A 20,592-nucleotide genomic window follows, 5' to 3' on the forward strand; every position below is an offset into this window, starting at 1 on the left:
TTCACCCGATTGCAATGGACTCAGGTCTACGTTTTGCGATCCGTGAAGGTGGTCGTACTGTTGGTGCTGGTGTTGTTGCTAAAGTTATTGCATAACACTCCCCAGTAAAAAAACGCTCCTATTTAGGGGCGTTTTTTTATGCCATTATCTATTTATAAGTATTATATGAGATAAAAATGATTCGAAAAATGACAAAAGAAGATGTAAACACCGTTTATGACATTGAATTAAAAGTACAATCACATCCATGGTCTAAGCAACAGTTTGCAGAAGCTGTTGAAATTTATGTATCAACTGTAATTGAAATAAATCAAAAAGTTTGTGGCTTTTGTATTTTACAGCCTGTTTTAGATGAAGCCAATTTACTACTCATGGCAATTGATACAGATATGCAAGGTCAAGGTTTGGGATACGAACTATTAATAGAATCTATCGATCAATTAAAGAACTCGCCTGTACAGATCTTTTTAGAAGTACGTGAAAGTAATGTAGTGGCAATAGCACTATATGAAAAGTCCGGATTTCATCAAATAGATTTAAGGAAAAATTACTACCCACAATCTAAAGGTGGAAAAGAACATGCTGTAATTATGGTGAAATCTTGTAGTGATGACTTTCAAGCTTTATTTTCTTAGTTATTGCTCGATAATATCTTGCCAGTTTGCTGGAAATTTGTGCATGAGAGATTCACCAAGTTTGACAACCTCTTCATCTGTAAGTGATTTGTTAAAGTTTCGCCACTCACCATCAATGAGCAAGTCAAAAGGTAAATATTGCGATTTATAATTCATTTTTTTAGAGTGGGGAACCCAATAACCTAAATAAACAAAATCTAAATTTAATGATTGAACGTATTCAATTTGCTTAAGTATGGTGAATACACCTAAAGATCTTCTGCTTTCTTCAGGGTCAAAAAAAGTGTACACAGCAGAAAGGCCGTCATCAAGTACATCACAAGTAGCAACACTAATCAGTTGTTGTTCTTTCCATAATTCTAAGAAAAAGCTTTCTGTACAGCTATTGACTAAAAAGCTTTTAAATTGCTCAGGACTTGGAGGATACATATCACCATCTTGATGGCGAGCATTAATATATTTTTCGTAAAGTTTGTAGTGTGCTGTCGTTGCCTGAGATACAGGTCGAATTTTCATCTCTAAATCTTTATTTTTCTTCCATGTTTTTTTTTGTTGGCTGTTCATTTGGAAGACATCAACAACAATGCGACAAGATAAACACTGCCTGCATGAGTGGCATTCAGGTTTATAAACGTAGTCGCCACTTCGGCGAAAACCAGTTCGAGATAAATCTGATAATGTTAATACATCAATTTTTTGTGTTGGATCTAAAAAAACCATACGAGATGGTTTATAACTTAAATAGCTACAGTCGTGGGATGGGCTGAGGAAGTATTGAAGTTCAGCTAAGGAGAACTTTGAATTATAGGTATTCACTTATTGGTCCTCTTCGTTATTTACTCAATGAGTAGTTGTTTGTTTTTTGCAATGCTACCTATTGAAAATACACTGTCTTGATATTTTTGCCAATCTATTTGCGGTTGTTTTGTTACATATTTTAATGATTTTAGGTATTGTTCACGAGAGATCGTAGTTGCACCTAGGCGCATAAGGTGATCATTTTCGAGCTGGCAATCGATCCACTCTAGGTTTTCTTGTTGTCCAATCAGCATTAATACATAAAAAGCCATTTTGGACACATCAGTTTTAGTGCTAAACATCGACTCACCAAAGCAACCTTGACCAATATTGACACCATATAATCCACCAATAAGCTCTTGCTCTTGCCATACTTCTATACTGTAGCCAAAGCCCGCATGAAATAGGTCAGTGTATCCTTGAATAATATCTTCACTAATCCAAGTTTCTTGGCTATAGCTTCTGGGCATGGAACATTGGCGAATGACCTGTTCAAAGGCATGATTCACAGTAATATGGTAGTTGTATTTTTTCATATTACGCAGTAGTGATTTACTGGGTTTATAGTACGTGGGTTCAATAATACAGCGTGGTTCGGGACACCACCAGCAAATAGGATCATCTTCGTTAAACCACGGAAATAATCCATTTTGGTATGCTTCAAAAAGTGTAGAAATATGTAAGTCTGCACCAATACAAATTAATCCTTGTCCATCTGGGTCTGTTGAGATTGGGTCGGGAAAACCGTATTGTGATGGCGCGATAGTATTTTGCATAGATGCGAATGTCAGACAATAGGTAGGGGAAGTGAAGAGGTCGTATGAAATATACGACCTCTTGTTTTTTAGTGTGATGCGAGGCTGTCTAAATACTTTTCTGCATCTAGAGCTGCCATGCAACCTGATGCAGCAGAGGTAATCGCTTGGCGATATACGCTATCTGCAACATCCCCTGCAGCAAATACACCAGCTACAGAAGTTGCAGTTGCATTACCAGATGTACCACTCGCAATTTGAATATAACCATCACGAAGCTTCAATTGATCTTTAAACATTTCTGTATTTGGTTTATGTCCAATCGCAACAAATAAACCTTGTACATCTACTCTTTGGGTTGAGTCATCTTGTGTGGATTTTAATTGCACAGCTGTCACACCAGTTTGGTCGCCAAGTACTTCATCTACTTGATGGTTCCAAATGATTGAAATTTTACCTTCTTTTTCTTTTTCGAAAAGGTGGTCTTGTAAAATTTTCTCTGAGCGTAAGCTATCACGACGGTGTACTAATGTCACATGCGCAGTAATGTTAGATAAATAGAGCGCTTCTTCTACAGCGGTATTACCGCCACCAACAACCATCACGTTTTGGTTTTTGTAGAAAAACCCATCACAGGTTGCACATGCGCTTACGCCTTGGCCCATGAATTTTTGTTCAGATTCAAGACCTAAGTATTGGGCAGTTGCACCTGTGGCAATAATTAAAGCATCACAAGTGTATTCGCCCATATCTCCTTTAAGGGTAAATGGACGGTTTTGGGTGTCTATTTCATTAATATGGTCATATACCAGTTCTGTACCAAAACGTTCAGCATGCGCTTGCATACGGTCCATAAGTACAGGACCTGTGAGGCCTTCAGGATCCCCTGGCCAGTTGTCGACTTCTGTCGTAGTTGTAAGTTGTCCACCAAGCTGTAATCCTGCAATCAATGTTGGCTTGAGGTTAGCACGTGCAGCATATACCGCTGCTGTGTAACCTGCAGGGCCTGAACCTAATATAATTAAGCGTGAATGACGAGCACTCATAATTTATTCCTTGATTGATACGTCAATATTTTTATAAATTATACGTGAAAGTGAGTTGATTTTGTGTAGAGGATTGTATGTATGATTGATGGATTAAATCGTTTTCAATGATCTAGTCTATAAATTACATATAGGCTTACAATATAAAATAAAATTGCTTACATCTACATTAAACTTATCTTAGAAAATTTTCTAAATTGGATTGATTCTTGCTAGATTATTATGGCAAGTAATTTCTTTTTTAGTCATTTGTATGATGTGATCTGCTATGTTTTAGATATTATGTGAGTCATAGGCTTATATAATCTGTAATGTATCTTTTACCTGTACGTAATGTATTTTTTAATATATGGCTTATTGATAAATTATGTAGTATTAGGTTAATGGTGTTGCGTTATAAATATTGAAATACACTTCAAAACAGGGGTTTTTAATGAGTTTTTTATCTAAATTTACATTGGTTTCAACATGTCTTTGTACGACTTTAATTGGTACAGCACACGCGACTGATACCTTAGAAAAAATAAAAACAAGTGGTAAAGTGGTTGTAGGGCATAGAGAATCATCTGATCCAATCTCTTATACTGTTGATGGTAAAGCAATGGGATATGCTGTAGATATTTGTAAGAGTGTTATAGATGAAGTAAAAAAAGAACTCAATATGCCGAACTTGCATGTTGAATATAAGGCCGTAACATCAGCTAACCGCATTCCAGAACTTTTACAAGGAAACATTGACCTAGAGTGTGGCACAACAACGAATACGAAACCGAGACAGCAACAAGTGAGCTTTTCTACCAATTATTATGTGACAGAAGTTCGTATGGCTGTGAAAGCTAATTCTGGTGTAAATAGAATTGCAGATTTAGATGGAAGAACGGTTGTGACAACACAAGGAACCACTTCTGATAAATATATTAAGCTCAATGAAAGAGGGCAGCAAGTTAACGTTAAAAATGTCTATGGGAAAGACCATGCCGACTCATTTGCAATGCTTGCTTCAGGCAAAGCAGAAGCTTTTGTTATGGATGACAACACACTTGCAGGTTTAATTGCTAAATCACCAAATCCAAAAGAGTTTGCAATTGTAGGGCCAATTTTATCTTATGAACCTTATGGCATTATGTTGGCCAAAGGCGATACAAAAATGAAAGCATTGACGGACCGTGTTGTGACAGGTATGTGGAAATCAGGACAAATGGATAAGTTGTATAAAAAGTGGTTCCAGTCACCAATCCCACCTAAAAACATGAACTTAAACATGCCGCAAAGTGATTCATTTAAGAATTTAAAAGCTCATCCGACAGATTCAGGCATTGCTTAGAGGCTTAATTTTATTGTTATTGTGCAAAGATGGTTTGTAATCATCTTTGTATAATCCTGTTTTTTTCAATAGATTGATTGAATCAAATATAAAGACGCTTGTATTTTATCCAATCCGTAAAGTATACAATGACTGGGCTAAAAATAGGTCTTTACTGGTCGAAGTAGCGCAATAATAGAACACGCTTTATCTGCTTAGATTTCACAATCTATTTATATTTATACTGTCTAGTTTTTAAATGATAAAACGCACCAAAGTATTACATAATATGTACTGACCACAGCCTCTTTTGAGATATATTTATGTGTTATTGACTTTAGAGTTTAGCTATACTTGGTCAACTTATAAAAAGTAATTTACTTTTATTCAATTTTATCAATTTACTAATAACAGGAAAGTGTATGACTGCGGTGTCAAGTGTATATGCACAGCGTTTCATTACTACATTATTCTTGGTTTCTTTTGGCATATATTTATTTTTAGCAACAGTAACGTATACGCCATTTGACCCAGGTTGGATGCATATTTCTAGTGACACTCAACAAGTTTCGAACGCAAGTGGTGTTGCAGGGGCTTGGATTGCAGATTTACTTTTTGGGTTCTTAGGTTGGGCAAGTTTACTCATCCCATTGTTCTTTTTCATAGAAGCAATACAATTATGGTGGCCTCATAGCTTTTTAAGCAGACCATTTCGTTATGCGGCACAGTTTTTTATCTTATTGGCGACCGCAACGCTGCTGTATTTATTTTGGCATATTCCAAATGATGCTCTAGATAATGCATCTGGAGGAATCATTGGTTACGAAATTGGCGCTAATTTGACCCAATTGGTGACCATTTATGGTGCAAGTGTGTTCTTACTTGTGCTATGGCTTATGCTTTTTACTTTGGCTTTTGGAATACAATGGCATAAAACATGGGCAACACTTAAAGCGACACCACATTATCTACAAGATTTATTTTACCGAAATGTACCTGAAAGTGAAGCAGATCATGATCTGACATTTAAAAAACAACGTACAGAACCTATTGTTGAGGCTCAAAAAAAGCAATTCGAAAATAATGAACAGGTGGAAGCTGTACCAACTACTGTATCAACAGTTCAAAATGATCCTACAGCTGAAAAATTATTTGCAAATTTGGTTAAACAAGAGCAGGGCACTGTAGGTTTAGTATCTGAAGCAATAACACCGCCTGAATCAACTCAAGTTGCTGATCATTTATCAGCATCATCACAAAAAACAGTGGAAACAGGTAGCGTTTGGAAAGCTTTAGATCCACAACATGTTGAACAGCATCAACAAGACATAGATGCATTATTGAAACTCGCAGAAGATCAGCAACAGGCTACGCATTCTGAGTCTGAAATAGTATCCAAAAAAGTTGGTTTAGACTGGAATGATGAGCAAATTTTTAATGAGCTACTAGACTCTGTACCACAGCATCAACAAGAAACAACGATTACTTATGCACAAAGTACACCCGAACACCAACAAACAGATCTAGATACATCATTGAATTTAGAGATAAAAAAAGATGATGAGCACTTACAAGATATTGAAAAATTATTAGCGACAGACACACCGACACCTACTCAAAAGATACAGCATCAAACAGTAGAAAAAACAACAACGAGCTATGCACAATCTTCTGCATTTGTGCAACCTCATATTAAAACAGAACTTAACCCAAGTTTATCTAAACAAGAATTTGCTGATGCATGGCAAGAAACAGCAGGTACACCTGAACCAGAGGACGATGATCTAGATGCGCCACTGACCGATGCACATGGTCGTCCAATGTCACGTGCGATGCAGGTAGTTAAAAAGCGTAGTGGGTTATCTGCAATTCCAGAAAAAACATTACTTGATAAAGTTGATCCCAATAAAAAAATTAACTTTACTGAAGAACAACTGGCTCGATTGTCTGAATTGTTAGAAATAAAGTTACAAGAGTTTAATGTCAAAGCAAAAGTGGTTGAAGCACAACCAGGCCCAGTCGTAACGCGGTTTGAGCTAGATTTAGCACCTGGGGTAAAAGCCTCTAAAGTGACGAATATTTCTAGAGATTTGGCACGTTCAATGTCTATGGCTTCGGTGCGTGTGGTGGAAGTGATTCCGGGCAAGCCATATATTGGGATTGAAGTACCAAATAGTAGCCGTGAAATGGTACGTTTAACAGAACTGTTAGATACAGAAGAATACTTAAACCCTAATAATTTAATTAGTGTCGCCATGGGTAAAGATATTTCTGGCCGCCCTGTATTGGCCGATTTGGCAAAAGCACCGCATATGCTCGTTGCAGGCACAACAGGCTCAGGTAAGTCTGTGGCAGTGAATGCCATGATTTTGTCGATGTTGCTTAAATATACGCCAAATGATTTACGTTTGATTTTAATTGATCCTAAACAGCTAGAGCTTGCCAACTATAGCGATATTCCACATTTGCTTACACCTGTGGTCACGGATATGAAAGATGCTGTGAGTGCACTGAATTGGTGTGTCAATGAAATGGAACGCCGTTATAAGCTGATGTCATTTTTAAAAGTACGTAAAATTGTGGACTACAACCGAAAGGTGAAAGAAGCAATCATGTCAGGTGAAGACTTGATTGACCCAACGTGGAAACCAAGTGATTCTGCCACACAAGAAAGAGCACCACGTTTACAAACTTTGCCGATGATTGTGATTGTCGCTGATGAATTTGCAGACATGATTATGCAAGTGGGTAAAAAAGCCGAAGAAATGATTACTCGTTTGGCACAAAAGTCACGTGCGGCAGGTATTCACTTGCTACTTGCAACGCAAAGACCTTCTGTAGATGTGATTACAGGCTTAATTAAAGCCAATATTCCAACCCGTGTAGCATTACGTGTAAATAGTAAAATTGACTCCCGTACTATTTTAGATGCAGGTGGAGCAGAGGACTTACTTGGACATGGTGATATGTTGTTTTTAGGGCCGGGTAAGATTGAACCTGAACGTGTGCATGGCGCATTTATTAGCGATGATGAAGTAAACCGTATTTGTGATGCATGGCGAGAGCGTGGTGATCCAAATTATGTGGATGAAATTTTAACGCCGTATGATGAAGAAACTACATCTAGAGGTAGTGGTGGCGAAGATGGTGAGTCTAACCCAGATACAGATGTGTTGTATGATCAAGCTGTGGCCTTTGTACTCGAAACGCGTAAAGCCACTGCATCGTCTATACAGCGTAAATTTAGTTTAGGTTACAATCGGGCAGCCCGTTTAATTGACAGTATGGAAGAAAATGGCATTGTGAGTGCAATGGGTGCAAATGGTAAACGTGATATTTTGGTATAATATATTTTTATTGTTCTGATTTAAATAAGGTAAAATATTCAATGTTTGCTGCACTATTCACTCTTGCACTGATTAACTTATGTGCATTACTCACACCCGGGCCAGATTTTTTTCTGGTGACGCAAACTGCAGTGAGTCGTTCACGTAAAGCAGCCTTAGCCATCGTGCTAGGCGTAACAGCAGGCGTAGTGTTTTGGGTCACGCTAACACTACTTGGCTTAAATATTTTATTTGAGCAAGTGGTATGGCTAAAGCAAGTTATGTTTATTGGCGGCGGTGCTTATTTAACATGGTTGGGTATTCAATTATTACGTTCAGCTTTCAGTAAGACCGAAAGCACCGCAGAACAAAAAGATATTTTAGGTGCTGAGGCCAGTCTGTGGCATTTCTTTTTTAAAGGATTTTTAACCAACTTGTCGAACCCAAAAGCGATTATTTATTTTGGGAGCGTATTTACTTTATTTCTAGCAAACCCTGTTTTAAAAAATGCTCATTTCTTATTATTTTTGATTGTTGTTGCCGAAACATTTTTATGGTTTTTTGTCGTAACTTTTGTTTTTTCTCTCCCACGTTGTAAAGCATTTTACCAACGTTCTATTCGCTGGATTGACGGACTATCTGGTGGATTATTTACCCTATTTGGTTTATTTTTGCTTAATAATCGCTCATAAAGAAAGGCCTTGTTTTAATCAACAAGGCCTTTTGTTTACATAAATTTTTTTAAGACGACTAGAAATTCATCTCTTTGTTTTGGAAAATTAGAAATCACTTGGTAAATATTTTGCCCTTGTGTATCTTGAGCTAAAATATCTCGACCATCTTGTTTAAACTGGGTTAAAAGTCGCTCAAAGTCATATGCACGCATGTGTTTAAATGCATTATATAGCACATAAAAATCTGCATTTATACCTTCTGGTGGAACATGACCTAAGTAAGCAAATACTCGCTCATCTGACCACCCTTCGTTAAATGTTGCTGGCTGTGACACCGCCATGGCTGGCTCCTCAAATAAAAAAGGCAAAATAAATGTACTTTATTTTGCCTTTAAATATTGAATGATGCTAATCAATATTCAGATTAACGATCATCAGGTAAATTGATATTCATTTCAAGCATTTCCAAGTTGGCCTCAGAGCGTACTTGCATTTGAATATGTTGTTCGTCTACACCACGAACATAGCGGTTCACCACTTGCATGATCTCTAATTTCATTTGATCAATTTTATCTTGGCTTAAACGTCGCCCAAGCCCTTGTTCTGAGGCAACAATGACTTTTAGACGATCTTTTGCAGTTTGAGCGCTGGTTTGACGATCATCGTTACCAAAAACTTTACTCCAGAATCCTGCCATGATTATGCTCCAAATAAACGTGCCAACCAGCCCTTAGGTTTGACTGTAATATGGCGGTACGGTCTTTCTTCTCCAAGAAAACGTGCAATCAAGTCATCATAGGCTTGGCCAGCTTGTGTTTCTGTATATAAAATCACAGGCTTACCTTCGTTAGATGCCTGTAAAACACTGCCACATTCAGGAATAACCCCAAGTGTAGGAATGCGTAAAATATCTTTAGAAATATCATCAATTGTCAACATTTCTTGGCGATCTGCACGTTCTGGGTTGAAACGTGTAATACATAAGTGCTTACGTATACGACCTTCGTTTTGTTCAACTTTTTTTGTTTTGCTGTCCAGCATACCAATAATTCGGTCTGAATCTCGGACAGATGAAATTTCAGGATTCGTGACAATAATGGCTTCATCTGCATAATACATGGCTAAAATAGCACCACGCTCAATACCTGCAGGTGAGTCACATACAATGTAATCAAACTCTTGTGACAGCTCTTCCATGACACGAGCAACGCCCTCGTCAGTCAGTGCATCTTTATCTCGTGTTTGTGATGCAGGTAAGGTATATAAGTTCTCAATCTCTTTATCTCGAATGAGTGCTTGTTGTAAACGTGCTTCGTTATGAATCACATTGACAAAGTCATAAACGACTCTACGCTCGCAACCCATAATAAGGTCTAAATTACGCAATCCTACATCAAAATCGACAACGACTGTTTTGTGGCCACGTAAGGCTAAACCTGTTGCAAAAGATGCACTTGTTGTAGTTTTACCTACGCCACCTTTGCCTGATGTTACGACAACAATTTTGGCCACCGAATCCACTCCTATCTTAGTCATTATATGTAAATAGTTTTTAGTTTAACCCATGTCTATACATTAGATTTCTAAGGCTTCAAATACAAGCTTTTGCTGATCATTTAAGTAAATATGTGCTGCTTTTTTTTGTACATGTAATGGAATATCTTCCGAAATACAATATGTTCCTGCAATTGAGATGAGTTCAGCATTTAATACTTGGCAAAAAATACGTGCTTTAGTATCACCACTTGCACCTGCAATGACACGCCCTTTGGCTGCACCATAAATATAAATGTTACCACTAGAAATTACTTCAGAGCCACTATTCATACTGGTGTTTAAAATGACATCGCCGTGGTCTTGTACGAGGCATTGGCCTGTACGTAACATTTCGTTATGATAGCATATTGTATACGCCACAGTTTTTTGTGTTGGCGAAGCCTGCTCCTTAGCTTCTTGGGGTGTTGTATCTACCGTTATGTGTTGTTCTTCAGTAGATTTAATTCGTTGTAATGGGCGATCTGCAGGCAAAATGGGGAACTGAATACTTTTTGCTTGAGCACTAAGTAGACCATCAATCACAGCCATAGGTTGTAGGTTTAAACTGACTAAAAGTTGAATCAGTGAAATAAGCTCTTGTTCTACTGTACTGTCAATAATAATGACCGCACCAGATGAGGCAGTATCATTAAGTATTTTCGTAAGTTGTTGGCGTATGAGGTGTTCATCATTGGTATCGAAGGTTATTCTTGAAAAGTTAACCATTCTGCCAGTAACACGAATATCTGCCATAATATTTCCTTCAATTAGCTTACAGCTAGGGAAAATGAGTTAAAAATGAAGCCAAAATACATATCATATGTTTAGATAAAATATATGTTTATATAGGATATTATGTATTTTTATTTTCAGTCGCGTTTAAAATATTTTGCCATTGTTTCACTTTTACCTGCTTTTGTATAGATTCTAAACTTTCATACACAATAGATTCAACTAACTTCTCTAGAGATTGGTTGTTTATATTGATATTACTTACTTTTTGAGCAATTTCTGTGTAAAGCATATTGGGCTGTTCTATAGAACCTGTGATGAGTGTGGCTAAAATCTGATCTGTAAGATTCTCAGCAAGTCGTTTACCTAGATGTTGAACTTGATCTTCTATTTTTCCACCAATGAGTGGAAACAAGCGTAATAAGTGATGAACTTCCGATGTATTTGAAATGGCTTGTTGAACAATATCGCCCATATGTTTTTTAATATCAGAGCGATGTTTTTGTAAATTAACGGCTAGGTTTTCTTGTAAAACCTCTGCAATCGTCTGGGCGAATAAATTTTTATGGTGTTCTACCAGCTTGTGAATAATTTTCTTATGGGTGTTACTGTGATCTAATTCGTTTTTGATGCCGTCAAGTACGTTAATCACGACACGATCAGAAATTTCTTCAATGATTACATTATAGTAAAACTGTATACTATTATACCAACTGCTAGGCACAACTTTGTAGCCCAGTTGGTATAGCCGATAAATAATTAAACCCGCACGTAGTAACCTTAAAAACCGTAGTTGTGGAAAAATAGCAAGAACTTCGTACCAGTGTACAAACGGAAAGAAAAACCATTTTGTATAGTGCTGACGTACAATTGCCACGCCCCAGCGTACCAGCAGTTCTATAATTAAAAAGCAAATAAACCAACTTTCAGTCAAGACCACCCAAGGGTGTAGGGTTTCTTTATAAAATGCGATGGCATTTGATTGGTGAATGAGGCCAAAGAACCAATATGCAAAATGACTCATTAAAATGGCATTACCAATTAAACAGAGCAAATTTACAAAAATAATAATGATCATGAATATGTCATAACTTAAATAGAGCTTCCACAGCCAAGAGTCTTTATCGATATGGTGGAATTTATTGTGGGTAAGTTTTGACATATTTAAATCTATATTGTGTTAAGGCGCAGTTTTGCACTGATATTGGGTCTTGATTTCATCAATTAAGGCATCTTTCTCATGCCAAATTTGACTTAGCCATTGGTAAAATTGGGCACGAAATTGTCGGTCTTCTTCATAGTTACCCTCTAAAATCCATTGAGGAATGTCGATTTTACGTAAATGAACGACGATACGAGGTACTTCACCCAACCAGAACTCGCTATAATCGGGTACGCCGTCTGGATAAACAATGGTCATATCCACCAAACTATCGACTTTTTTACCTAAAATATGAATTGCAAGGGCTAGACCACCTGCTTTCGCTTTAAGTAGGTGCTTGTAAGGCGATTTTTGTTTGGCATGTTTTTCTGCGGTAAAGCGTGTGCCTTCCACATAATTGAGTAATGTGAACGGCTGGCTAAGTAATTGCTCACAAGACTTACGCGCTTCCATGATGTCACGGTGTTTCAGCTCAGGGTTTTTAGCAATTTGAGATTTTGTATGACGCTTCATCATAGGAAAGCCTAAAATTTTAAAGGCTTGCCCAACAAGTGGAATAAAAATCAGCTCCCATTTGGTAAAGAAACGTGTAAGGGGCATACGTGGACGTCCAAAGTATTGGTTTACTGTGGTATCAACCCAACTTTGGTGATTACACGTCATAATATAACGACCATCTAATTGGAGGTCTAAATTAGGGTCAATGCGTATATCCCATTGTGTTTCTGGTAAAACATGGTCAATGAGCCAATTGTTAATTGTTAACCAGTTATTGGCAATATTGACATTGGTTTCATCAATCTTTGGTGAGGGCTTAACCAGCTTAGTCAATCCTAAGGCTAAAATGGAAGAACTATGAAGCAAAGTATTGCCTGTAAAAACCGACCCAATTGTAATTCCACGTGTTACTTTTTTAAATAAGCTCGATTTTTTCGTTTGCATAAGCATCGTTTTCCTAAGAGTAGCCTGAGAGCATAATAATCTGAATGATGTCAATTTCGTTAAAAAAAATCATAAAGTTGTCTAATATACGTACTTTTATTAACTTTTATTACCAACTACTATACTGCTGTTACTTGTTTGTTAAAAATCTCCCTGCTTTTTAACAAAAAAGTTATGTTTCATTGGCATTCGCTGTTTCATAATTGACTTATATATTAAATAAAACTCAAGGAGATATGCGATGCGTGCATTAGTTGTTTCTACTGTTGTTGGGGCATTAGCACTTTCAGGCTGTCAGTCTATGAATACTGGCGCAGGTGGTAATGGAAGCGGTGTTAGCCAATACGACAAAACAGCCATAGGTACGCTTATTGGTGCGGCTGCTGGTTATGGCTTATCGCGTGGTAATGCAAACAGTTCAGCACAAAATAACCGTGCTGCCGCTATTGGTGCAATTCTAGGTGGTGCAGGTGGTTTATATCTAGATAAAAAAGAGCAACGTTTGCGTGAGCAAATGGCAGGTACAGGCGTAGATGTTAACCGTAATGCAGATGGTTCAGTTGGCTTAGTGATGCCCGGAAACATTACTTTTGATACCAACCAATCTACAATTAAACCAAACTTTTATACAACATTAAATAAAGTTGCACAGACATTAACTGAAGATAATAAAAGTGCAATTTTAGTAACAGGTTACACTGATAACACAGGTAACGATTCGATTAATATTCCTTTATCACAAGCACGTGCACAAGCTGTTGCAAGTTATTTAGGTAGCCAAGGTGTACCGCGTACTAAAATAAATGCACAAGGTAATGGCGCAGCAAACCCAATTGCATCAAATGCAACACCGTCAGGTCGCGAACAAAACCGCCGTGTAGAAATTAGTATTTATGCTTCTCAATAAGAATACATTTTAAAAGCAATACAACACTTTTAAGACTTATACTTCATTAAAACCCTGCTCGTAGAGCAGGTTTTTTTTGTGCAAAAAATTAATAAATATGTGTCAAAAATGGCCTGCGCTGGATAAAAACAAGACAAATAATAACTAAATGACTTCTGAGTCACACATTGAAGGTTGAAATTAATGGTAAATAGTATTGATTATGATTATCATTTATATAATTTACATTCGATGATACATATAAAATATATGTGAACCACCTGATTTCGTCATCGAAACCTCCATTTTTCGAGTTGAGTCGTATTTATGCGTGAATATTTAAATCCCAATTCTTCTGTAAAACACATAAAACCGAGTCATTTAGCCATGTGTTTAGCAATACTAATGGGAGCGGGAGCGAGTACCACTGTTTTTGCTGCTGACAGTAATACTGAATCTACGGCTTTGCCAGTGATTACAGTCTATGCAGAACAAAAAAATACAGTACCTGAGTCAGTGGTAACGATTGACCGTACCAATTTAGACCGTACTGGTGCAACAGATATGGCGAGCATAGTGAAGTATTTACCACTGGTAAATGCACCGAAAGCAGCTAGTGGTTCAGGAAATGCGTGGGATGGTTCAGGTACAACTGGTTATAATATTCGCGGTGTCGATGCCAACCGTGTTGGTTTAGATGTTGATGGGGTTGAGCTTGCAAGTGCAACGCCTGAGCCAGATGGTGCAAAAGGTAATAGCTATAGCTCAGGTCGTGATTTTATCGACCCAGAAATGTTCAGTAGTGTTTCTGTGGTGTCCGGCACAACCAACCCAAACTCAGAAGGGATCGGCGGTCGCGTTACATTTAAAACCAAATCACCAGAAGATTATTTGAAAAATGGTAAACAAGTTGCAGGTACGCTAAAGAGTGGCTTTAGCTCTGCAGACAGTGCATGGTTTACTTCTGCTACAGGAGCGGTAGGTAACGATGTTGTTAAGGGGCTTGTTGCGTATTCACATCGTGATGGTCATGCCATTGAAAGTAATGGAACACTCTCAACCAATCCATCAGATTGGACTTCAGATGCGATCTTAGCCAAGTTACTTTGGAATATTACGGAAAACCAAAAAATTGGTTTCACCTTTGACTATTATAAAAAGCAGGCCAATAATTTTATCAGTGCAGACTTACTCAGTAGCTTGTATCCACAAGGTGCAACACAAACGATTGATGGTCAGCGTAATCGCTATGCTTTAGATTATCGTTTTACACCTGAAGACTTTGTGTTGTTTGATCGTCTAGATGCCAATGCATACTATCAGGCAACAAAAAATAATAACCGTACGTATGCATATTATTCGACAGGAAAAGGCTACCGTACGATTTATAATAACTATACTGAAGACAATTATGGTCTATTGTTAAATGCACTTAAACAGGTGAATAACCATAAAATTACTTATGGTTTAAGTGTAAATCAAATCAACAGTGACCGCCCTTGGCAACAGTACAATCCAAATGGCACGGTGACCGTACAAAATCGTATGGTCAAATCTGATACCAATAAGTATGCGCTGTATGTATCTGATACAATGCAATGGCAATTGGCTGGTCGTGATTTCAAAATCACCCCAGGGCTGCGCTATCAGTTTGAAAAGTTTGATCCTAAAAACTCATCTAGTGTTTTGACTTCTGCAGCCAAAGCAAATCAGCTATCTAAAGTTAATAATGACTATTACGCACCAAGTGTGACTTTAGAATACCAGTTGTCACCAAACTACTATACGTATGCAAAGTATAATCGTGGCGCGCGTGTACCAAGTGCTACTGAAATGGTAGGGACGTTTGATCAAACAACCTATTCAATTTTAGGTAATACAGACCTCAAAAAAGAAACCAGTGATGCATTTGAAATTGGTTTAAAAACGACACCTGTAGAGGGTATTCACTTTGATGTCACAAGTTTTTATACCAAATACAAGAATTTTATTGATTATAAACAACTCGAAACACCTGTCGGTACAGATCGTTTTACTTACCAAATCCAAAATGTCGCTAATGTCAATATTTGGGGTGGAGAGGTTTCATTCCGTGCAGATATTGGAAAATTTGTTGAGCAGGCCGATGGCATTAGCCTTGCACTTGTGGCAGGAACGACCAAAGGTGTGTCTAAAAACAACAGTGGCGTAAAAGGTGGCGTTAACTCAGTACAACCTAAAAAAGCAAGCTTAACTTTTGCGTATGACGATCCAGCACAAAAATATGGTTTAGGCTTTACCACAACAGCTGTTGATTCTAAAAAAGCATCACAAGACAGTAGTATTGTGAGTTCAACGGGCAGTTATAAAACTGTACCAGGCTATGTAGTAAATGACTTGACTGCATATTGGAATGCGAACAAGTACATGACTTTTAACGTTGCATTGAACAATATTTTTGATAAAAAGTATTGGGATTATGCAACTGTTGCAACACTTACAAATACTAGCGCAATTGATCGTGCAACATTACCAGGTCGTAATGTTGTTGCTAGTGTTGAATTTAAATTTTAATTGAAAATAGACGATATGGCATATTGGTGTGCTGTATCGTCTGTTTTTTTGATAGGTGTATTATGAAAAAAAGCATACTTACGTTGGCTCTATTTGCTACGGTATCTACGGCATTTGCTTCACATCAAGACAATGTTCCTTCTATCTTTACGGCAGGTATAATTGAATCAGCTAACGCAACGCAAAGTCGTTGGGTAAAAGAGCTATCGGGCGATAAAGAAGCAACCTCTATTGCGAAAAAACTGTTTGTTGAGAAATTTGTTTTGCAATATCAATCACTTTTTCAACAGTATAAAAAAGTGGATCGATCTCAATTTGTGGCTTTTGAAGAACAACAACTTAATGATACAATCCAAGCACATAGAGAGGCATCAATTAAACAAGCCCATGTTCGATTTGGCGTGCTTAATAAAAATAAAGACGGTAAAATTTCACTGAAAGAGTTTCAAGATATAGGTGAGAAGTCTTTTGAGAGTTTTGATAAAAATCAAGACGGTATTGTGAATGAAGAAGATGCAAAACTTGAAACAAAAAAATCAAGTATGCATGGTGGCGCTATGTTTAAAATGGCAGTCTCTATTCCTGTTGCTACAGATGTAAATAGCTTTATTGAGCAACAGGGTCAAGGTGAAAAATATGTGACATTGGCGCAGTTTTTAACAGAGCGTGAAAAGCAATTTACTGATACAGATACCAATCATGATTGGGGTCTTTCTGAAGAAGAGTATGTTGCAGAGTTTACACATCGTTATGATCAAAATGCAGCAGAAGCAAAAGCACGTTTAAACGTATTTTATAATGAGCGGTTTGTAGCAATTGCACAGGGTAAAACACAAGTCAGTCAAAAAGATGTTAAGCATTTTGCTGAATCAGTATTTAAATACTGGGATAAAAATAATAATGGGAAAATTGAGTTAGATGAATAAACTGATATTTTTATTCTGATTATTTGTTTGTTTGCTAACCGTTTGTGTCAGTAAAGTAGTTGACGTTACTGGTATTAGTATAGATAATGCATGCACAAAATGGCTATGTAGCTCAGTTGGTTAGAGCACAGCACTCATAATGCTGGGGTCACAGGTTCGAGTCCCGTCATAGCCACCATATATTGCAAAAAATGATACAAATAGGTTGTTTCAAAGCAAAGATAGCTCTGATTAACCTACAAAAAACCAACGCCATTTGCGTTGGTTTTTTACGTTAAAGCATTTTCGCAGATGATATGTAGAAATAAATAAGTGCAAATTTTTCTATTTACCTTTTTATAAAAAATATGGTTCAGGTATCAATAGGTTCCTTTCCACATAAACAGAGCTTTATATACCTTATTAAAAAAAAGAGCACCTTAAAAACGATATTCTAAGGTACTCAGTTTTTTTGCTGAACTCAAAAAGAGTTCACTGCGAAAGCTTACATTTTTTCTTGAGTTTTAGTTGCTGTGTTTGATACAGCTTTACCAGCTTTAGAAACATCTTGTCCAAAACCATGGAAAGTGTTACAGCCAGCTAACATAACAGTTGCTGCAATTGACGCAAGAATTACTTTTTTCATTTTCTTCTCCAAGAGATTAATTTTTTATTGCTGTGACTTAGATCATAAGCAATATTACTTGGGATGAATATTATATTTTATGGCTAAAATGTATTCAATTTGTGTGTAGTGTACTGAATATGTATATCAATTTTCATTACTTATAAAGTATTGGCCTTAAAGAATGACGATACATATAAAAAAAGTTTTGATCCTGATTACAATATAAACCATTATGCCACCACTGAGCAGGTTGAGCTGGCTGTAGATTGGTTGTAATCCATTCCTGTCGTGTGAGACGGTACAGAGGTGTTATTATGGTATGCCCCCAAAAACCTGTTCTACGTAAGGTGCATATCCAATTGGGTGATTTTAAAAAAGGTTGATTGATTGGGTAGTAGAGTTGTCCCTTTAAAACTGCATATTTTTGCATGATGGGTTTTTCATCTAATGTATTGAACTGAAATTGTTTTTGAGTGAAATGATGTAGTTTTCTTACTAGCGTATCATTTCTATTAAGTCCATACCATTGTTCAAGCGATGAACTAGATTCTGCTAGATAATATTTAATAGCCACTTCCCAGTGTTCTATTTGTCGAGTAACTCGGTTAAAAATTACAAAATCAAGCTCACCCAAAGTAGATTTGCCTTGAATTTGCTGGATACTATGTCCAATGAGTTGGAAATTGTGGTATTTATCATCACATAGCCAAAATAATAGGAATCTTTCAAAACGTAAGCCTAAGCGAGTACTTTTGAGTTGTGCTATAAATAACAGCAAATCTGTTGGGTCACGATCAAGTTCATTTAACCGTGTTTGATACTGAAGGAACTGAGTTTGCCAAAAAATATGATCATGTAGTTGAAATGAATACTTGATAGGTAGCTCAGATGGAATACTAGAGATAATATTGGGGCTAGCAATACAAAAAGCCAATTGCCTAACACAAGGGGTTTTATATTGTTGCCAAGGTTCAAAAAAAGACATAGAGCAGTTAAACCTCAGCGACAATAAAAGAACTTAACTATAATATACCTTAGACATAGCTGATCAGGTTCTAATATGAAAACAGTATTTTGGCGAACGCTTGTTATTATTTTTATTATACTTGCGATTATTGGTGCAATTTTACCAGGCATGCCAACGACTGTATTTTTAATTTTGGCTGCATGGGCATCATCAAAAGGCTGGCCACAAATGGATGCATGGTTATTAAACCACCCTAAATATGGGCCTACACTAAAAAACTGGCGAGAAAATGGTACAGTCCCTCGCAAAGCGAAGTGGTTGGCATCAATTATGATGCTCATGAGTGCCATTATTATGCTCTTTACGCCTGCACCGCTATTGGTCAAAATATTTACCAATCTTATTATGTTTGTAGTCGCTGTTTGGTTGTGGTTAAGGCCAGAAGTAAAAAAACAAGTAAAAGCTCAGACTAGAGTATTAAATGATGCGGATATTTTAATCGACTTAACGCAACAAATTTTGTACCTCAAAAAAAATAAGCAAAAGTATTTAATTTCCTCAGGTAAAAACGGGATTGGCCAAGAAGAAAATAGTGGTAAAACTCCACTGGGTTGGCATTGTATTGCCCAAAAAATTGGATATGAAGCGCCTAAAAACAGTGTATTCGTTGGTCGAGTTGCAACAGGAGAGCGATATAGTGAAAGCCTAAGTGCAGAGCAACCAAATCGAGATTGGATTTTGACACGTATTTTATGGTTGAAGGGGTTAGAGCAGGGCGTAAATTTAGGTGAAGGTGTAGATACATTCTCTCGTTATATTTACATACATGGCACACCTGAAAAAAATCAGATGGGTATACCGCTGTCCCATGGTTGTATACGCATGCACAATGATGCTTTGATGGAAGTATTTGATGCAGTTAATGAAAATGCTTTGGTCTATTTGTCTAAAACTGCTCTAGATTTAGACAAACTAACCTAAAAAAGCTGAGAAGTACTTATTTTTTAATCATTTAAACTTAAAATTAAAGAAACACACTGAAAAGCATTTGACAGTTGGTATAGATTCTCTATAATGCACCTCACAAACGATAAAGACGTTTTAAAGGGCGCTTAGCTCAGTTGGTAGAGCGTCTGCCTTACAAGCAGAATGTCGGCGGTTCGATCCCGTCAGCGCCCACCAAGCCTCTTAATTGTCTTGAAGTAATGCAGCGGTAGTTCAGTTGGTTAGAATATCGGCCTGTCACGCCGAGGGTCGCGGGTTCGAGTCCCGTCCGCTGCGCCATTTCAAGATTGTCGTTTTGTTAAGTTTTAAAATTGCAGCGGTAGTTCAGTTGGTTAGAATATCGGCCTGTCACGCCGAGGGTCGCGGGTTCGAGTCCCGTCCGCTGCGCCATTTTAAGACTTACAACTTAAATCTTATGATTTAAGGGCGCTTAGCTCAGTTGGTAGAGCGTCTGCCTTACAAGCAGAATGTCGGCGGTTCGATCCCGTCAGCGCCCACCATATATTATACAGTCAGTAAGTCGACTATATAATAAGTAATGCAGCGGTAGTTCAGTTGGTTAGAATATCGGCCTGTCACGCCGAGGGTCGCGGGTTCGAGTCCCGTCCGCTGCGCCATTTTAAGACTTATAACTTAAATCTTATGATTTAAGGGCGCTTAGCTCAGTTGGTAGAGCGTCTGCCTTACAAGCAGAATGTCGGCGGTTCGATCCCGTCAGCGCCCACCATAATAATATAAA

General features: G+C 37.4%; 20 protein-coding genes, 7 tRNA genes and 1 pseudogene. 17 read left to right on the forward strand and 11 right to left on the reverse strand.

The window, feature by feature from the left end; all coding sequences use genetic code 11:
* Window positions 1-95 (forward strand): EF-Tu C-terminal domain-related protein (locus BLS38_RS06000; protein WP_092748775.1); only part of this gene is annotated, 95 nt, incomplete at its 5' end.
* A gap of 81 nt (window positions 96-176) precedes the next feature.
* Window positions 177-635: a ribosomal protein S18-alanine N-acetyltransferase gene (gene rimI, locus BLS38_RS06005; protein ID WP_092747699.1), complete on the forward strand. Its 459-nt coding sequence runs from the start codon at window positions 177-179 to the stop codon at window positions 633-635.
* Here the strand turns inward: rimI and BLS38_RS06010 are convergent, their stop codons facing one another.
* The 3 genes from BLS38_RS06010 to trxB all read right to left on the reverse strand — a co-directional run bounded on the left by BLS38_RS06010 (window position 636) and on the right by trxB (window position 3,234).
* On the reverse strand, window positions 636-1,451 hold the full coding sequence (locus BLS38_RS06010; protein ID WP_092747701.1) for an arginyltransferase: 816 nt from the start codon (window positions 1,449-1,451) through the stop codon (window positions 636-638). It lies immediately after the preceding gene.
* A 20-nt stretch (window positions 1,452-1,471) separates the two neighbouring features.
* Complete coding sequence (aat, locus tag BLS38_RS06015) at window positions 1,472-2,209, reverse strand: leucyl/phenylalanyl-tRNA--protein transferase (RefSeq protein WP_092747703.1); 738 nt, start codon at window positions 2,207-2,209, stop codon at window positions 1,472-1,474.
* 68 nt (window positions 2,210-2,277) lie between these two features.
* A complete protein-coding gene (gene trxB / locus BLS38_RS06020; RefSeq protein WP_092747705.1) occupies window positions 2,278-3,234 on the reverse strand; it encodes a thioredoxin-disulfide reductase in 957 nt (318 codons plus the stop codon).
* A gap of 433 nt (window positions 3,235-3,667) precedes the next feature.
* On the opposite strand from trxB, the gene BLS38_RS06025 reads away from it, so the two are divergent.
* The 3 genes from BLS38_RS06025 (at window position 3,668) to BLS38_RS06035 (ending at window position 8,555) form a co-directional block, all read left to right on the forward strand.
* Entirely contained in the window at window positions 3,668-4,558 is an 891-nt protein-coding gene (locus BLS38_RS06025; RefSeq protein ID WP_092747707.1) for an amino acid ABC transporter substrate-binding protein, read from the forward strand.
* Window positions 4,559-4,959: 401 nt separating this feature from the next.
* On the forward strand, window positions 4,960-7,884 hold the full coding sequence (locus BLS38_RS06030; RefSeq protein ID WP_092747709.1) for a DNA translocase FtsK: 2,925 nt from the start codon (window positions 4,960-4,962) through the stop codon (window positions 7,882-7,884).
* 41 nt (window positions 7,885-7,925) lie between these two features.
* The gene (locus BLS38_RS06035; RefSeq protein WP_092747711.1) at window positions 7,926-8,555 is read left to right on the forward strand and encodes a LysE family transporter; all 630 of its coding nucleotides are present in this window, start codon (window positions 7,926-7,928) and stop codon (window positions 8,553-8,555) included.
* Window positions 8,556-8,590: 35 nt separating this feature from the next.
* On the opposite strand, the gene BLS38_RS06040 is transcribed toward BLS38_RS06035, so the two are convergent.
* The 6 genes from BLS38_RS06040 to BLS38_RS06065 form a co-directional block, all read right to left on the reverse strand.
* Window positions 8,591-8,878: a PA4642 family protein gene (locus tag BLS38_RS06040; RefSeq protein WP_092747713.1), complete on the reverse strand. Its 288-nt coding sequence runs from the start codon at window positions 8,876-8,878 to the stop codon at window positions 8,591-8,593.
* Window positions 8,879-8,961: 83 nt separating this feature from the next.
* Window positions 8,962-9,234 (reverse strand): cell division topological specificity factor MinE, encoded by a 273-nt coding sequence (minE, locus tag BLS38_RS06045; RefSeq protein ID WP_092747715.1) that lies wholly within the window; start codon window positions 9,232-9,234, stop codon window positions 8,962-8,964.
* A 2-nt stretch (window positions 9,235-9,236) separates the two neighbouring features.
* The gene (minD, locus tag BLS38_RS06050; RefSeq protein WP_092747717.1) at window positions 9,237-10,049 is read right to left on the reverse strand and encodes a septum site-determining protein MinD; all 813 of its coding nucleotides are present in this window, start codon (window positions 10,047-10,049) and stop codon (window positions 9,237-9,239) included.
* Between the two features lie 63 nt (window positions 10,050-10,112).
* Window positions 10,113-10,826: a septum site-determining protein MinC gene (minC, locus tag BLS38_RS06055; protein ID WP_092747719.1), complete on the reverse strand. Its 714-nt coding sequence runs from the start codon at window positions 10,824-10,826 to the stop codon at window positions 10,113-10,115.
* 100 nt (window positions 10,827-10,926) lie between these two features.
* Window positions 10,927-11,967 (reverse strand): hypothetical protein, encoded by a 1,041-nt coding sequence (locus BLS38_RS06060; RefSeq protein WP_092747721.1) that lies wholly within the window; start codon window positions 11,965-11,967, stop codon window positions 10,927-10,929.
* 18 nt (window positions 11,968-11,985) lie between these two features.
* Window positions 11,986-12,915, reverse strand: a complete 930-nt coding sequence (locus tag BLS38_RS06065; protein WP_092747723.1) for an acyltransferase — start codon at window positions 12,913-12,915, stop codon at window positions 11,986-11,988.
* 235 nt (window positions 12,916-13,150) lie between these two features.
* On the opposite strand from BLS38_RS06065, the gene BLS38_RS06070 reads away from it, so the two are divergent.
* From BLS38_RS06070 to BLS38_RS06085, 4 genes are all read left to right on the forward strand, one after another.
* A complete protein-coding gene (locus BLS38_RS06070; RefSeq protein ID WP_092747725.1) occupies window positions 13,151-13,816 on the forward strand; it encodes a YiaD family glycine zipper/OmpA-like lipoprotein in 666 nt (221 codons plus the stop codon).
* Window positions 13,817-14,122: 306 nt separating this feature from the next.
* The gene (locus tag BLS38_RS06075) at window positions 14,123-16,348 is read left to right on the forward strand and encodes a TonB-dependent hemoglobin/transferrin/lactoferrin family receptor (RefSeq protein ID WP_092747727.1); all 2,226 of its coding nucleotides are present in this window, start codon (window positions 14,123-14,125) and stop codon (window positions 16,346-16,348) included.
* Window positions 16,349-16,410: 62 nt separating this feature from the next.
* Window positions 16,411-17,274, forward strand: a complete 864-nt coding sequence (locus BLS38_RS06080; RefSeq protein ID WP_092747729.1) for an EF-hand domain-containing protein — start codon at window positions 16,411-16,413, stop codon at window positions 17,272-17,274.
* Between the two features lie 101 nt (window positions 17,275-17,375).
* A tRNA-Met gene (locus BLS38_RS06085) sits at window positions 17,376-17,452 on the forward strand.
* A gap of 306 nt (window positions 17,453-17,758) precedes the next feature.
* On the opposite strand, the gene BLS38_RS06090 is transcribed toward BLS38_RS06085, so the two are convergent.
* Window positions 17,759-17,899 (reverse strand): entericidin A/B family lipoprotein, encoded by a 141-nt coding sequence (locus BLS38_RS06090; protein WP_092747731.1) that lies wholly within the window; start codon window positions 17,897-17,899, stop codon window positions 17,759-17,761.
* A gap of 136 nt (window positions 17,900-18,035) precedes the next feature.
* Window positions 18,036-18,866 carry a DUF1853 family protein gene (locus tag BLS38_RS06095; protein ID WP_092747733.1) on the reverse strand — a complete coding sequence of 277 codons (831 nt, stop codon included), beginning with the start codon at window positions 18,864-18,866 and terminating at the stop codon, window positions 18,036-18,038.
* A gap of 75 nt (window positions 18,867-18,941) precedes the next feature.
* Here BLS38_RS06095 and BLS38_RS13135 point away from each other — a divergent pair.
* The 8 genes and pseudogenes from BLS38_RS13135 to BLS38_RS06130 form a co-directional block, all read left to right on the forward strand.
* Window positions 18,942-19,298 (forward strand): annotated as a pseudogene (locus BLS38_RS13135) (YbaN family protein); the annotation flags it as partial.
* Complete coding sequence (locus tag BLS38_RS06100; protein ID WP_244518217.1) at window positions 19,275-19,829, forward strand: L,D-transpeptidase; 555 nt, start codon at window positions 19,275-19,277, stop codon at window positions 19,827-19,829. The pseudogene BLS38_RS13135 and the gene BLS38_RS06100, both read left to right, overlap by 24 nt.
* Before the next feature lie 125 nt (window positions 19,830-19,954).
* Window positions 19,955-20,030: transfer RNA gene (locus BLS38_RS06105), tRNA-Val, on the forward strand.
* Between the two features lie 25 nt (window positions 20,031-20,055).
* Window positions 20,056-20,132, forward strand: a tRNA-Asp gene (locus BLS38_RS06110).
* A 34-nt stretch (window positions 20,133-20,166) separates the two neighbouring features.
* Window positions 20,167-20,243, forward strand: a tRNA-Asp gene (locus BLS38_RS06115).
* Window positions 20,244-20,277: 34 nt separating this feature from the next.
* Window positions 20,278-20,353: transfer RNA gene (locus tag BLS38_RS06120), tRNA-Val, on the forward strand.
* Between the two features lie 40 nt (window positions 20,354-20,393).
* Window positions 20,394-20,470 (forward strand) — tRNA-Asp (locus tag BLS38_RS06125).
* A gap of 34 nt (window positions 20,471-20,504) precedes the next feature.
* Window positions 20,505-20,580: transfer RNA gene (locus BLS38_RS06130), tRNA-Val, on the forward strand.
* The last annotated feature ends 12 nt before the right edge of the window (window positions 20,581-20,592 follow it).

The organism is Acinetobacter boissieri (assembly GCF_900096955.1).
Classification (GTDB): domain Bacteria; phylum Pseudomonadota; class Gammaproteobacteria; order Pseudomonadales; family Moraxellaceae; genus Acinetobacter; species Acinetobacter boissieri.